Origin of the sequence: Candidatus Pantoea rara (assembly GCF_051136265.1) — a bacterium.
GTDB lineage: Bacteria > Pseudomonadota > Gammaproteobacteria > Enterobacterales > Enterobacteriaceae > Pantoea > Pantoea rara.
Genome location: NZ_CP194942.1, coordinates 1,586,406 through 1,600,259 on the forward strand (window position 1 = coordinate 1,586,406; position 13,854 = coordinate 1,600,259).

Consider the following 13,854-nt stretch of genomic DNA (forward strand, 5'->3'; position numbering starts at 1 on the left):
CAGTGGACTGTTGCAAAAAAGCGTAAAGGTCCGATGCCCGAAAAAAAAGAGGAGCCAGGCTCCTCTTTAGTCATGCATAGGGATATTAACGAACGATATGCAGGAAGTGCAGATGCTTCTCATACTGGTCGAGAATATCGTTGATGATCTGCTCCTGGTTCCAGCCCATCACATCATAATCCTGCCCCCCTTCCTTGAGGTAGACAACCGCACGGTAATATTTCTGCTCTTCAGCTTTATCACTGTCAGACATGCCTGCCAGAGCAAAGGCGGGTTGCAGATAGGCGCGCGCACGAACTTCATAAACAAAGTTGAGTTCTTCACCCAAATCCACCTCAAAGCGCACGCGATCTTCGACCTCATCCTGGGTATGAGACACGGTATTCTGTTTCGCCAGTTCCTGCTCTACCATTTCCATAGCGGGGTAGATGACCTCAGTCATGAAGCGCTTTACCTGCGAGCGTTTCGGGAAGTAGGCAATATTACGCAATCGTCGCTGCCAGGGAATAGGGTTACGCGCTGCTGTGGGTGCGATGGTCGCAATCTGCTTACTGTCGCGCTTCCAGGCGTCAACGCGTAAAGCCTTGAACAAGCCATATATCGACATGAGCAGGATAACCGCGAAGGGCAGCGCACTGGCAATAGTTACCGTTTGCAACGCCTTCATGCCGCCTGCCAGCAGCAGCGTGACCGCCACGACCCCCATCATGGCAGCCCAGAATATGCGCTGCCAGACGGGAGTCTTGTCGGTGCCGCCCGATGCCAGCGTATCGACCACCATAGCGCCTGAGTCCGCAGAGGTGACAAAGAACACGACTACCATCGCCATGGCAATAAAGGAGAGCACCGAGCTGAAGGGGAAGTGCTCAAGGAAGTTGAACAGTGCCAGCGTCTGATCGCTCATGACCGTCTGCGCCAGGTCAGTGGCACCCTGCTGCATAATGAGCCAGATTGCGCTGTTGCCGAAAAAAGTCATCCAGAGCAGTGTAAAGCCTGCAGGCACAAACAGCACGCCCGTCACGAACTCACGGATGGTGCGGCCACGCGAGACGCGGGCGATGAACATACCCACAAAGGGCGACCAGGCCAGCCACCAGCCCCAGTAGAACAGTGTCCAGCCGCCGAGCCACTTACTCGATTTTGGCTCATATGCGTAGAGGTTGAAGGTTTTGGTGACCAGCTCGGAGAGGTAGCCGCCGGTATTTTCCACAAAGGATTTCAGCAGCAGAACGGTTGGACCGAGTGCACCCACCATAATCAGCAGCAGTACTGCCAGACCCAGGTTAATTTCCGAAAGAATACGGATACCTTTATCGAGCCCGGAGACCACGGAAAGTGTCGCCAGCGCGGTGATACCGACAATCAGAATCACCTGCATGGTCTGATTAACCGGCAGGCCAAACAGGTGATTCAGTCCGGCATTAACCTGCAGCACGCCGTAACCCAGCGAGGTCGCCACACCCAGTACTGTACCGATCACGGCAAAAATATCGACGGCATGGCCCATCCAGCCGTAGATGCGGTTACCGATAATAGGGTAGAGCGCCGATCTCAGCGTCAGCGGCAATCCGTGACGGTAGCTGAAGAACGCCAGAATCAGCGCCACAATGGCATAAATTGCCCAGGCATGCAGGCCCCAGTGGAAGAAGGTGATTCGTAGTGCTTCCCGTGCGGCCTCCACGGTCTCCGGCTGGCCGGTAGGGGGGGCCATGTAGTGCATCACGGGTTCCGCGACGCCGAAGAACATCAGTCCAATACCCATGCCAGCCGAAAAGAGCATGGCAAACCAGGAGTGGTAGCTGAAGTCGGGTTCTGCGTGGTCGGGGCCCAGTTTGATATCGCCATAACGGGAGAAACCTAAATAGGCTACCGTCAACAGGATCAATGCCACTGCGAGAATATAAAACCAGCTGGCGTTCGCAAACAGCGCGTTTTGCAGGGCACCGAACTGCTTATCAGCCAGTTCAGGAAAAAGGGCTGCAAAGGCAACAAGAATAAAAATAAGGGCGGCAGAGGTGAAAAATACCGGTGGATTAATCTGGCTTCTTTTGTGTGGCGTTTCGGTTTCTGATGAAGACATAACTATCCTGCTCAACGTGAATGAAGACCAAATGTAACAATCAGTATGGAGGAGTAAAAGCGAAACGACATTGTTTGAGCAAATATCCAGCAATTCATCGCGGTGTGAGGGTATCCGCCTGCCAGCGGGTAACATGCTCCAGAGCAGCCTTGTCCGCTTCACAGGTCATGGCGTGAGTAGCTCGCATCAGCGCAAGCTGTGCGTGGCGTTTTGCATCATTGGCGTAGCGATGAGGGGCAATCATCGCCAGCGCATACAGTGCTTTCTGCAGGCGCAACTGTACTTCAACCAGGGCGGCGCCATCACGTGCAATGCCGGTAAACATATCGTCGAACATATCGCTAATCTGAGCAGGCCGCATAAAGAGCTGAGAATACTGCGTCGTGACAGAATCTGCAGAAAAAGGCGGGCTGAACAACCTGACTGCCCGCCCGATAATATCGATGGCAGTGCCAGGATCGTTAACGGCCGGAGATAAGGCACGAGAAGCAATTTCAGACAGGACACAGAGTCCAAAGCGCGGATCCTGCTCAAAGGAACGCTGTTCACCCAGCGTAAACGCGTTACGTAGTCTCTGCTGCTCATCATCGGAAAGCGGCTGGTTACACCACAGGAGCGGGGCACCACAGTGAACAAAACTGCCTGGCTGTGAAGCAAGATAAAGATTACAACGCTGTTCCTGTGCAAAGTCAGAGAGATGCTGCAGGTCCAGATGCTGCAAATAGCCGGTCTTTAGCGGGTACACGCTTTGCCGTAAAGCCGCTTCCGGCAGGAAGCCGTCCCAGAAAGAACAGCCCATACAGGGTTCCTGCAGGCGATGATGAAGCGCCGCGGTCGTGGCTTCCTCAACGCGACGCGAAGTGTCAGACATACGACCAAACTGTGCCAGATGCTGTATCCAGCGCAGCAAGGTAATAACAATCATCGCAATGACCGCCAGGGTAACAAAAAACAGAACAACCCGCCCCTGTGAGCCATAAGCGCCCATGCCGAGTGCGATAATGCCCACCAGACTGTAAAGAAAGGAGCCGATAAAGGTTGCCAGTACATTCTGCGTCGTCCCATCTTCAAGTAACAATACCGTGGCGCGCGGTGTGACACTGCTGCTGGCAGAATTGTAAGCAGACACCATGATATTGAGCGAAAAGGTGGTCACAGCCAGCATGCTTGAGGCGAGAATGGCCAGTATTTTATCTACTGCGTCACTGCCCACGATGCCTGATACTGAAAGGGGTATGAAGGATTTAATCGCGATAGCCACCAACGCTGTAATAATCGCCAGCCCCGCAAATAACGAACTGCGAAACCAGAGTTGTCGGGTCAGCCGGTGAATCAGCCATTGCGTTTTAGACATCATGTCACCTGTTGTTATGAGCGGGTCAGTTGTAACTCACTAGGGTGCTTAACCCTGCGGCGCAAAACAGCGCGCCAGCACGGCGTCCATACAGAGCTTAACGCCCTGAAAAAAGTTTATTATCAGTGAGTTGAGGAGCAACTGCATAGCATTGCAGAACGTCGTCACATAGACAGTTTCAGTTATCGGCCGCGGCGGGGCTGCCTTCGCGCCTGTTTTCAGGCTTATTCTCCTGTATCTGGCTCAGGAATAAGAGTAGCCCTGCGATACAGTATTAACATCTGCACGCCCTGATAAAATCCTGCCGGACTGAACAAAATGAACGCGCCTGTGACGTATCCAGCGACGCCTCACAGGGCTTTCTTTTGCCCTTCAGCGCGCAGGTCTGGCCGGACAACGATTGAACTCATCGTACTTTCGTTTATAGTTATTTGCCTGTTCTGATCTGTTTTCCGCTGAGATCAGACTTCGCTGCCAGCGTCTATCTCCGCGATGCGCGGGTTAACCTCCGTCCTGAAGGCAGCCTGTTGCCGTAAAGGAGAAATCAAAAAATCATGCGTTTTACGCCACCCTGAGTCGTCACCCTCCTCTGTCGCACTGAGCAATCTCAGTCGCGAATCCGTAAACATCCCCTCTGCGGATGTGCTTTTTCGTCCCTGAAATTTTGTGCCCTGACGGGCTGACTTTATTCACAATCTGAGAAATGACTATGCTGCTGTCCTCGACGCGTAAGGACTGGCTGGGTAACGTCCGTGGTGACGTCCTTGCTGGTATTGTTGTCGCGCTCGCACTTATTCCTGAAGCGATCGCCTTTTCCATCATCGCTGGCGTAGATCCGCAGGTCGGACTCTATTCCGCATTCTGTATCCCCATCATCATGGCCTTCTTTGGCGGCCGTCCGGCGATGATCTCCTCCTCAACCGGCGCGATGGCGCTACTGATGGTCACACTGGTTAAGGACCATGGGCTGCAGTACCTCCTCGCGGCTTCGGTGCTGACCGGCGTATTACAGTTGCTCGCCGGATATCTGAAGCTCGGCAGCCTGATGCGTTACGTGTCCCGTTCGGTCGTGACCGGCTTCGTGAACGCGCTGGCGATACTGATATTTATGGCCCAGCTGCCAGAGTTGACCAACGTCACCTGGCACGTCTATGCGCTCACCGCTGGCGGTCTCGGGATCATTTATCTCTTCCCGTACCTGAATAAAACCATTCCCTCTCCCCTGGTCTGCATCATCGTGCTGACTGCTATTTCGATGTGGCTGCACCTGGACGTGCGCACTGTGGGTGACATGGGCAGGTTGCCGGACAGCCTGCCCGTGTTCCTGATTCCGGATATCCCGCTTAATGTTGATACCCTGCTGATCATTCTGCCGTACTCGGCGGGACTTGCCATCGTGGGACTGCTGGAGTCCATGATGACCGCCACCATCGTAGACGACATGACCGATACGCCAGGCGACAAGAACCGCGAATGTAAGGCGCAGGGTATTGCTAATATCTGTACCGCATTCATAGGCGGGATGGCGGGCTGCGCCATGATTGGTCAGTCGGTCATTAACGTGAAGTCTGGAGGACGGGGGCGGCTTTCCACACTCACGGCGGGCGTGGTGCTGCTGTTAATGGTGATATTTCTGCGCGAGTGGGTGTCGCAGATACCCATGGCGGCGCTGGTTGCAGTGATGATTATGGTTTCTATTGGCACCTTCTCATGGCGGTCCATTGCGAACCTGCGCACCCATCCGGTTTCAACCAGCGTCGTGATGCTGGCGACTGTTGCCGTGGTGGTGGCCACCCACAATCTGGCGTTTGGGGTACTGACCGGCGTGCTGATTGCGTCTCTGAACTTTGCCACCAAAGTGGCCCGCTTTATGACGGTCTCCTCGGTGCTAGAGGGCGAGACACGTACCTATACCGTAACCGGGCAGGTCTTCTTTGCCTCAGCTGACCGGTTTACCCATCATTTCGACTTCCACGAGACGCTGGAGCGCGTAGTCATCGACGTGTCGCTCGCCCATTTCTGGGACATTACGTCGGTCAGCGTGCTGGACCGCATCGTGATTAAGTTCCGCCGCGAGGGCACCGACGTGGACATCAGGGGCATGAACGAGGCGACCCGCACTCTCGTTGACCGCTTTGGTGTGCATGACAAACCCGAAGACGTTGAAAAGCTGATGGGCGGCCATTAATTCAGCGGAGATTCATCATAAATAACAGCGTTATTGCCTGAATTAACGGCTCGCCGTCAACCCGTTCTGTCTGTGAATATGCGGCCTGGGCAGCCGCAAAACCGGATGTGCCGCCAGCCCTGATGCACGAGCTGGAAAAAAAATCCTCCCGCAGGTTCCGGACTGAATGTTAAAGCAGGCCTGTTAATCGTTTTTCATTTACGTAATTGACTGCTTACAAAATCAAGTAACGCGCTGAACTCGCATTCTTATTCTGAAAGACAATAAGGCTGATATGCCCTTTATCCCTATCGTTACGGGAATAAATTTTCAGGTGAGCAGACAAAGCTTAATAAAACCTTAAGATCTGACGGCGATTTATCACTATTTATCCAGCTAACATCCCATTCTATCTCATGGCTTTTTTTTACAACAAAATCAGTATCCTGAGGAATAAGTTGTCGCTTTTCTTCACCAGAGTTATTCAGGGTAGAACCTGAATGATAACCTGGTAAATTATCAGGGGTCTTAATTTACACAGCCAAATGTAAATATTAAAAGAAGTGATCTGCATCAATAAATATCATTATTTAAGGGCGGGTGATGAGGGAGGGTGTAATAAATATCGTTTCTATGCCGATAGGTAATGTAATCCTGAGTAAATGTCAGTCTCAGGTTCTTTTCAATACCAGGGTTATTAAAATGAATATTATAAAAAAAGTGTCGAAATTCAATATAGGCAGAAAACTTACGCTGGGGTTTTTGCTGGTTATACTGGCGTCACTGGCTATATCAGCTCTTGCTGCCCTCTGTTTTTTAAAAATTCAGGATAACTCGGAAAAGCGCGATGTCACGGTACAAATGGTTGATGCACTGGCGAAAGCGAGGCTGAACCGCACGCTATTTCAGTACACCCGCGACACTAAATTCATCGAGCTCAACGGCGAGGCGATGAATCAGTTATCTGCTTTGTACAAAAATCTTGAGAAATATTCCTGGTCAACAGGCGGTCGTGAAAAGCTTTCTGCGCTCAGTACTGTTCTGGCTCAGTATCAGGAAAAGCGTCAGCACTTTCTCGCAAGCAACCACAGTGCAGCTCTTTCTCTGAATGACATTCAGGCTCTCGGACTGACGTCAGTGGCGGAAAAACTGGCTGGCCGTCAGGCTTATGTCCCGGCAGACCTTGCTGCACCCCTGCTGGCTCTCAGCCTCAAAACTGAACAGGCTGCATTTTATGTTCAGGCGTTCATGCAAAAGCCAGATGCTCCCACACTGAATAAGTTTAACGAAATCAAAGACGGTTTTTCACCACTTGTCAGTCAGCTTAGTGGTCTCGCTGACACCTCACTCGGTGCGCTTCTGGCCGATGTGGCGCAAAAAACCACCTCAGGCACCACGCTGTTAAATAATTATCTCCAGTCAGTGCAGGTCGAAAAACGCGCCTCAGATGAAATGACCGAAGCTGCGGGAAAACTGAATCAGTCAATCACAGACCTCGCGTTCTTTCAGTCTGAACAGGCTCAGAAGTATATGCATACCGCACTGTGGCAGATTGGTTTTGCCACCCTTGCCTGTATCACCCTCAGTCTCCTGATTGCCTGGAGAATGACCCGCAGCATCACCGTTCCGCTGAGAGAGACGCTTTCTTCGGCACAGCGTATCGCTGAAGGTGACCTGACCGCTGAAATAACCAGTTCCCGCACTGATGAGCTTGGCGAACTGATGACTGCCATGGGTGCCATGAACCAGAGCCTGCGTAACATCATCTCCCGGGTCCGGGATGGGGTGAATAACGTCGCCCGCGCCTCGTCTGAGATTGCAGCAGGAAACACTGACCTCTCATCACGCACAGAACAGCAGTCGGCTGCCGTGGTTGAGACGGCTGCCAGCATGGAGGAATTAACCTCCACCGTTAAGCTGAATGCGGAGAATGCCCATCACGCCAGTCAGCTGGCCACGGATGCGTCGCACAATGCCAGCTGTGGCGGGGAAATCATCAGTGAGGTGATAACCACAATGGGCGGAATAAGTCAGAGCTCAGGCAAAATCGGCGAAATCATCACTGTTATTAACGGTATCGCTTTCCAGACGAATATTCTGGCGCTGAATGCGGCAGTAGAGGCCGCACGCGCAGGTGAGCAGGGCCGGGGCTTTGCCGTTGTGGCAGGCGAAGTGCGCAATCTTGCACAGCGCAGTTCACTGGCTGCAAAAGAGATAGAGGTGCTGATTCGGGAATCACTGGACAGAGTAAGCAACGGTACTGAGCTGGTAAACCGTGCCGGTGTGACAATGGAGGGTATCGTCAGGTCCGTGACGCAGGTAAGGGACATCATGGGCGAAATTGCCGCTGCATCAGACGAACAGAATCGCGGCATTACCCAGATTGCGCAGGCCATGACGGAAATGGATAGCACAACCCAGCAGAACGCTGCGCTGGTTGAAGAGTCTTCCGCTGCGGCCAGCAGTCTCGAAGAACAGGCACTTGAGCTTGAAAAAACCGTTGCCGTTTTCCGTGTGCCGTCTTCCGGGGCGTTTACACCCAGGGCGCAGACCACCAGGCGCAACGTACAACCGTCAGTATCCCTGATGGCGTCGAAAGCAAACTGGGAAACCTTCTGATCATCGTTGTCCTGCATTCTGAGGGGCCGCCCGACGTCGTTTCTGGCATCCGGTGGTCTCCTTTCCGGGTTTATGTCATCGGAGGTGGTAAATGTGTGACGATAACGCCGTTAATGCAATGCATGTTCACATTGGTAAAGCGGTGGAGGCTCTTTTTTATGATGGCGAGCCAGTCACCCGTGCAAAAGTCATTGCCCAGTTATGTCTGCTGTTAGATGAAGAACCGGATTGCATCCTGCAAAACGAAATAGCAGGCGCAGTCAGCCTTCTCACTTACCCGTTCGCCACAAAGTGAGAGTGAACGGGTTGCTACAATCCCTGGTGACAGAATTTTGTGTGTGATGGGAGGTTGATCTGAAGAGGACGTGGTTAACCTCCGCACTGCATGAATGATCGGGCATATCCGCGTTGCGGTAGTGACAGAGATTCAGATTTATTCCTGTGATCCTCAATCTTCCTGGCAACGTGGCGCGTTCAGACGAGCATAGGGAAAGGGTACTGCTGAACCGGTGGCTGAACGTATTACCCGCTGGACGCTGTATCAGTCCGGATAAGCAAACCTGTGAAATCGCTGACAGATATCAGTAAGTATTCTGATGTATTCAGCAGGTCCGGGGCTGATGCATTCCGTTTTTTACAGTAATTTTATTAATTCAAACAGCCGCTTAAGGAGCAGGTAATTGACCTGCAGGTGAATTTTAGCTTTTTCCGCTCTGGGGTGTCTGGCAGTGATCTGCCAGCGTTTCTCGCTTATTCCCTTCATGGTACCGCGTTATGGACGGGCGTCGCTGGTCGTGCCGCGCCACCGGTTCATTCGAAAAAGGTCATGTTCTGTAATGAGTGAAAATTTTGGCACCTCTCAAAAACATAAAAATAACTGATTAGTTTTACCGTATGACCATAAAGTGTGTTTTAGGATAGCCGATAAACGAAAGGTATCTTGACTTCTCCCTCGGGTAACCTTTCATGACAATTTTAAAGAAACTTACGCTGGTCTTTACCTTTACGCTTCTGGCGCTGCTGTTCCTGGGCATCATCAGTATCCGCTCTCTGGGCGGCGCACAGGATCGGTTCGAGTATGTGGCGACCAACTCCCTGCCCAGCATCAACAAAATCAGTGAAATCTCTCAGCTTCGTGAAGAAGCAAGACGGCAGATTCTGATGGGTCTTCTGGTTACCGATAAAGCGATATTTGAAAAGCATATGGTCACCGCAAAGGAATATCTGACCAAAACGCGCGAGGCAATGGATTATTATAAATCCCACCTGATTACAGACGATAACGACGGCCAGATGATAAGCCAGACTATTCAGAATTTCGGGGTCTATCTTGAGAAAGTGAATAAGATGGCGGGCGTTTATCAGACCGGCGGCATTGATGCGGCCAGGGCTATGGTTTCCGATCAGGGAGAGACAGCGGCGGCTTCGGTTGTGGTGAGCCAGAATCTGAAGGACATCCTGGCTTATAACTATCAGGTTGCCAACAAATTTGCAGCGGAAAACCATGCCGAGTATCTGCATACGTTATGGCTTCTGAGCAGCATTATTGCAGCCGCGGTGTTACTGACAGCCCTTTCTTCGTACTCTGTCCTGAGCTATATCAGAAAAGGCCTGCAGAATTTACAGAGCACCATGAAAACCATCGAGGAAAACCTGGATCTGACTCTTCGGGTAAATCTCAATAAAAAAGATGAACTGGGCGCAACGGCGGGCAGTTTTAATGCCCTTGTGTCTAAGTTCCGGGAGGTTCTGTCAGGCGTCCGGGATGCCAGCAAAGAGGTGGATACGGCGTCAGAGGAAATCGCTCACAGCAATGATGATCTGTCATCACGCTCAGAGTCTCAGGCTTCTTCACTTGAGCAAACCGCAGCCAGTATGAACGAGCTGTCGGCCACCGTGAAACACAATATGGATAACGCGACAGAGGCGAATAACTTCATCGGAAAAGTGCAATCCATCGTCAATCACAGCAACCGTGAGCTGAATGATTTAACAAGTGCCATCAACGATATCTCTGTCTCTTCAAATAAGGTTTCAGAAATTATCTCCATTATTGATGGCATTGCGTTTCAGACCAACATTCTGGCGCTTAACGCCGCTGTAGAAGCGGCCCGTGCCGGTGAGCAGGGCAAGGGGTTTGCCGTGGTCGCCGGCGAGGTCCGCTCTTTGTCACAGCGTTCTTCTGTTGCAGCCCAGGATATCCGGGGCCTGATTGAGGAAGCCATCAAGAATGTGGACAAAGGCGTGGTATACGCAGCGAATGTGTCGTCGCGAATGAATGAAGCGCTGAGTGTTGTTGATGAAACGACGCAATTGATTAATCAGGTCAATACGTCATCTAAAGAGCAGAGTTATGGGATCGACCAGGTGAACATTGCGGTCACGCAGATGGAAAGCAATCTGCAGCAGAATGCCGCAATGGTAGAGCAGATGTCTGCCGCTGCGGGCTCACTGAGTCAGCAGGCGGGCAGACTGCTGACAGAGGTCAGCTCATTTAAGCTTTGATCCAGGCCGGATTCAGCCAGCGTTTTTACCGCACAGGCTAAGAGCATCGCGTGGCTGCCCCTGTTTTACCGGTTTCAATCCCGTGTAGGGCAGGGTGCAGCCTGAATGCCTCAGAACGGAAGGTTCGCTTTGAGAATGTTATCGACGCACGCAGCAGGCGATAATTTTGCGGTATCCAGCTGCAGATGATCCCTTCCCCAGGGTTCATAATCACGATCCATGACGGCCTGCCAGTCAGGCACTTTTAAGCCAGGAATTTCTGAGATTCTGTTCTCTACACGCGCCCGATGCTGTTCCGGATCCGAACAGAGGATTTCGATTTCCAGAAAGGGAACACCTGATGATAGTGCGATATCACGAAAACTATCCCGCACCAGATTAAGATCATTCACCGAGTCAGTGACAACAGGTAGTCCCAGTCTGAGATTCTCCCGCGCAAGCGCATAGAGGATAAAATAGCCTTCAGGGCCAATCTCTGTGAATGCTGCTGATTCATTACGCAGTGCCTGTTCGATCGTATCGACGCGTAAATACACCGCTTTTAATTTTTCAGATAACATTTTAGCGACCGTGCTTTTTCCACAACCGGGAAGGCCACTGAATATGTACAGCATAACGACTCCTGTTTAACTCCGCGCGCCAGCGTTAAATTCTGACCTGTTTGCACAGCATGCTGCGCGCGATTATCCATACACATTACGGGTGCGCATCACCCTTTGCCCGCAGCGAACGTGGGTGATTCTGCACAGCTATTTATCTGGCAAGGCTTCAACATTAGCAGAGAGGATTGCCGGGAGGTTTTGAGTAATCTTCTCCACAGGCCAGTTCCACCAGGCCAGCTTCCCGAGTGTTGATATGGCCTCATCGTTGAAACGCTGCCTGATAACCCTTCGCCAATACACGGGAAGTGATAAAGGACATTGCGCTCGACGTTTTCTGCGCCTTCAGGGTCATCATAATACGTAAAATCACCGATGATGATGTTGGGTTTTTTCACCCTGTTTTTTGTAAAACAAACCTGTGAAAAACTTCAGTTTCCTGATTGGCTGCTTATTAGATCCTGGATAAATAATACGCAAAATTTTCATTCCCTGTTCATCCCTTTATTATCACACATAGAGAATCAGAAACGATTTTATTAATGTCGTTTCGCCCGTGTGAAGCGCCACATGACGCCATTTTCATAGCGGCTGGTTTTAGATTTACCACTCAAAAAATAAAAATATTGCACTTTTGTCAGTTTATGCAAAGGCAAAGGGTTCTGATTCTCAGAATTTATATTCCATTTAAATCAAAGAGTTATTTAAATAATAATTTTAGCTACAGGGAGGGTTTGGTAGGAAAGCGAAACGCTGAGAAACATAACTTTACATTGGTTTTTTTATATCACGCTCAGAAGGCCAGTAAAAGACGTTAATTTAATCAGATTGCTTAAAATTAACAGGGAAAATTTCGCTCGCCGGGCAAATTATCTATATCGCCATATACTGACAGCATATTCGTTGCATGAATATAACCGTCTTTTATTAACGCTAATTCATCGCGGTATGGCTGGCACGATACCGGCGTCTTAGCACAGGAGAGAGTAAAATGGATCAAACCGCATTTATGATTGGGTTTTCGGTCATGGCCATTGCGTCACTGATTATTTACGCCACCGGTGACAAGAAATATCCCTTTGGTCACCATACACTCGTGCACGCGTCAGTGCCGTTTATTGCCGCCACGGCCTATCTGGCGATGGCGTTTGGGTTTGGCAATCTCACGCTGGACAGTGGCACGATAGTGTACCTGGCGCGTTATGCTGACTGGTCCATCACCACGCCTCTCTTACTGGCCGGTCTGGTCATGCTGGCTTTCCATGAACAGGGTAAACCCGGCGAAATGGGTGGCTTTCTGACCGCCATCATTGTGCTGGATGTGATGATGATTATTACCGGTCTGGTCTCTTCGCTGGCGGAAAATTCTGTCGCGAAATGGGTGTGGTATTCATGGTCGTGTGCGGCATTTCTGGGCGTTGTTTATCTGCTCTGGGGGCCACTGCGCGCACTGGCCGCGACCCGAGGCAACGCGCTGGCAGGTGCCTACAACAAGAATGTGGCCTTGCTGACCCTCGTGTGGTTTATCTATCCGATCGTTTTTCTGGTCGGTCCGGAAGGTCTCAGCATCATTACCGATGCGACATCTGTTCAGGCATTCCTGATTCTGGATATTATCGCTAAAGTTTTCTACGCCTTCTACGCTGCCGCTAACATGAAAAAAGCGCTCTCTCATACCACGCCTGTTGGTGCTGTGAGGAGATGACAGGTCCGGTGCGGTTCGGCTGGGCAGGACTCTGGGGGGCAGCGCTGGCTGCCTCTTTCAGCCCCCCTGCGGGGCAGGTGCTGTTTGCGACCCTGGCCATTGGCGTTATCGGTATGGCACACGGTGCCAGCGATCTTGACGTCGTTAAACGCGAGCGTCAGTTCCCGTTTCTTGCCGCCTATGGACTGGTCATCCTGATCTGTCTGTTCTGGTGGCACGGTGCTCCGGCACTGGCATTGCCCGTTTTTCTTCTGGCATCTGCCCTGCATTTTGCGCTTGAAGACGCTCCAGATGGACGCAGCCCCGAACGTCTGGCGCGGGGGATAAGTATGATAGCGGCCCCAGCGACACTGCACCTGCAGGCATTTAGCGCGATTCTGCATGAGGCGGCACCAGGATTTTCAATGCCGGACGCTCTTGCTGTGGGCATTGCCATTATGGGCGGGGCCTGTGCTTCAGGGCTGATTGCCGTGGGTTTAATCCGCCAGGACAGGCGTCTTGTTACGGGTACACTGGCGTTGTTGCTGCTTCCACCTTTCGTCGGTTTTTCAATGGGATTCTTAATTTTGCATGCGCTGCCGCAAACCCTACAGCGGCGCGATCAGCTGAACTGCACCAGCTACCTCCGCTACCTTCAGGCCACCTGGCCGGTACTGACGGCGGCCCTTTTGCTGGCTGCAGGAACCATTGTGGTGATGCATCCTGTGGGCAACGCGGGCATTCAGCCATTGTTTGCTGTACTGGCCGCACTGGCAATCCCGCATATGCTCATTACGCCCCTGTTTGAATCACGGCATCAGGCGTGAATCTGTCCCGCTAACAGGG

General features: G+C 51.6%; 9 protein-coding genes and 1 pseudogene. 6 read left to right on the forward strand and 4 right to left on the reverse strand.

The features are described from left to right. Window positions 1–85: 85 nt before the first annotated feature. Together ACR8BF_RS07425 and ACR8BF_RS07430 are read right to left on the reverse strand one after the other, a co-directional pair. Window positions 86–2,080, reverse strand: coding sequence for a BCCT family transporter (locus tag ACR8BF_RS07425; RefSeq protein ID WP_179895406.1), 1,995 nt, complete (start codon window positions 2,078–2,080; stop codon window positions 86–88). Window positions 2,081–2,174: 94 nt separating this feature from the next. Next, window positions 2,175–3,437, reverse strand: a complete 1,263-nt coding sequence (locus ACR8BF_RS07430; protein ID WP_314984304.1) for a DUF2254 domain-containing protein — start codon at window positions 3,435–3,437, stop codon at window positions 2,175–2,177. A 706-nt stretch (window positions 3,438–4,143) separates the two neighbouring features. On the opposite strand from ACR8BF_RS07430, the gene ACR8BF_RS07435 reads away from it, so the two are divergent. The 4 genes from ACR8BF_RS07435 to ACR8BF_RS07450 all read left to right on the forward strand — a co-directional run bounded on the left by ACR8BF_RS07435 (window position 4,144) and on the right by ACR8BF_RS07450 (window position 10,725). After that, window positions 4,144–5,622, forward strand: coding sequence for a SulP family inorganic anion transporter (locus ACR8BF_RS07435; RefSeq protein WP_314984302.1), 1,479 nt, complete (start codon window positions 4,144–4,146; stop codon window positions 5,620–5,622). Window positions 5,623–6,303: 681 nt separating this feature from the next. Beyond that, a complete protein-coding gene (locus ACR8BF_RS07440) occupies window positions 6,304–8,220 on the forward strand; it encodes a methyl-accepting chemotaxis protein (RefSeq protein ID WP_314984300.1) in 1,917 nt (638 codons plus the stop codon). A gap of 91 nt (window positions 8,221–8,311) precedes the next feature. Further along, the gene (locus ACR8BF_RS07445) at window positions 8,312–8,515 is read left to right on the forward strand and encodes a hypothetical protein (protein ID WP_179895409.1); all 204 of its coding nucleotides are present in this window, start codon (window positions 8,312–8,314) and stop codon (window positions 8,513–8,515) included. A gap of 671 nt (window positions 8,516–9,186) precedes the next feature. Then, complete coding sequence (locus tag ACR8BF_RS07450; protein WP_434745808.1) at window positions 9,187–10,725, forward strand: methyl-accepting chemotaxis protein; 1,539 nt, start codon at window positions 9,187–9,189, stop codon at window positions 10,723–10,725. 110 nt (window positions 10,726–10,835) lie between these two features. Here the strand turns inward: ACR8BF_RS07450 and ACR8BF_RS07455 are convergent, their stop codons facing one another. Then, window positions 10,836–11,339, reverse strand: a complete 504-nt coding sequence (locus ACR8BF_RS07455) for an AAA family ATPase (RefSeq protein ID WP_314984298.1) — start codon at window positions 11,337–11,339, stop codon at window positions 10,836–10,838. A 269-nt stretch (window positions 11,340–11,608) separates the two neighbouring features. After that, window positions 11,609–11,752: pseudogene (locus tag ACR8BF_RS07460) on the reverse strand (chloramphenicol acetyltransferase); the annotation flags it as partial. A 563-nt stretch (window positions 11,753–12,315) separates the two neighbouring features. Between ACR8BF_RS07460 and ACR8BF_RS07465 the strand changes: the two are divergent. Further along, entirely contained in the window at window positions 12,316–13,029 is a 714-nt protein-coding gene (locus ACR8BF_RS07465; protein ID WP_179895412.1) for a bacteriorhodopsin, read from the forward strand. Beyond that, window positions 13,026–13,835, forward strand: coding sequence for a Brp/Blh family beta-carotene 15,15'-dioxygenase (locus ACR8BF_RS07470; protein ID WP_434745809.1), 810 nt, complete (start codon window positions 13,026–13,028; stop codon window positions 13,833–13,835). Before ACR8BF_RS07465 ends, ACR8BF_RS07470 begins: the two co-directional genes overlap by 4 nt. Window positions 13,836–13,854: the final 19 nt, after the last annotated feature.

Bases quoted from the DNA above. Each gene is read 5' to 3' on its own strand.
- ACR8BF_RS07425 (WP_179895406.1), bottom strand. From the start codon at position 2,080: ATGTCTTCATCAGAAACCGAAACGCCACACAAAAGAAGCCAGATTAAT.
- ACR8BF_RS07430 (WP_314984304.1), bottom strand. From the start codon at position 3,437: ATGATGTCTAAAACGCAATGGCTGATTCACCGGCTGACCCGACAACTC.
- ACR8BF_RS07435 (WP_314984302.1), top strand. From the start codon at position 4,144: ATGCTGCTGTCCTCGACGCGTAAGGACTGGCTGGGTAACGTCCGTGGT.
- ACR8BF_RS07440 (WP_314984300.1), top strand. From the start codon at position 6,304: ATGAATATTATAAAAAAAGTGTCGAAATTCAATATAGGCAGAAAACTT.
- ACR8BF_RS07445 (WP_179895409.1), top strand. From the start codon at position 8,312: ATGTGTGACGATAACGCCGTTAATGCAATGCATGTTCACATTGGTAAA.
- ACR8BF_RS07450 (WP_434745808.1), top strand. From the start codon at position 9,187: ATGACAATTTTAAAGAAACTTACGCTGGTCTTTACCTTTACGCTTCTG.
- ACR8BF_RS07455 (WP_314984298.1), bottom strand. From the start codon at position 11,339: ATGCTGTACATATTCAGTGGCCTTCCCGGTTGTGGAAAAAGCACGGTC.
- ACR8BF_RS07465 (WP_179895412.1), top strand. From the start codon at position 12,316: ATGGATCAAACCGCATTTATGATTGGGTTTTCGGTCATGGCCATTGCG.
- ACR8BF_RS07470 (WP_434745809.1), top strand. From the start codon at position 13,026: ATGACAGGTCCGGTGCGGTTCGGCTGGGCAGGACTCTGGGGGGCAGCG.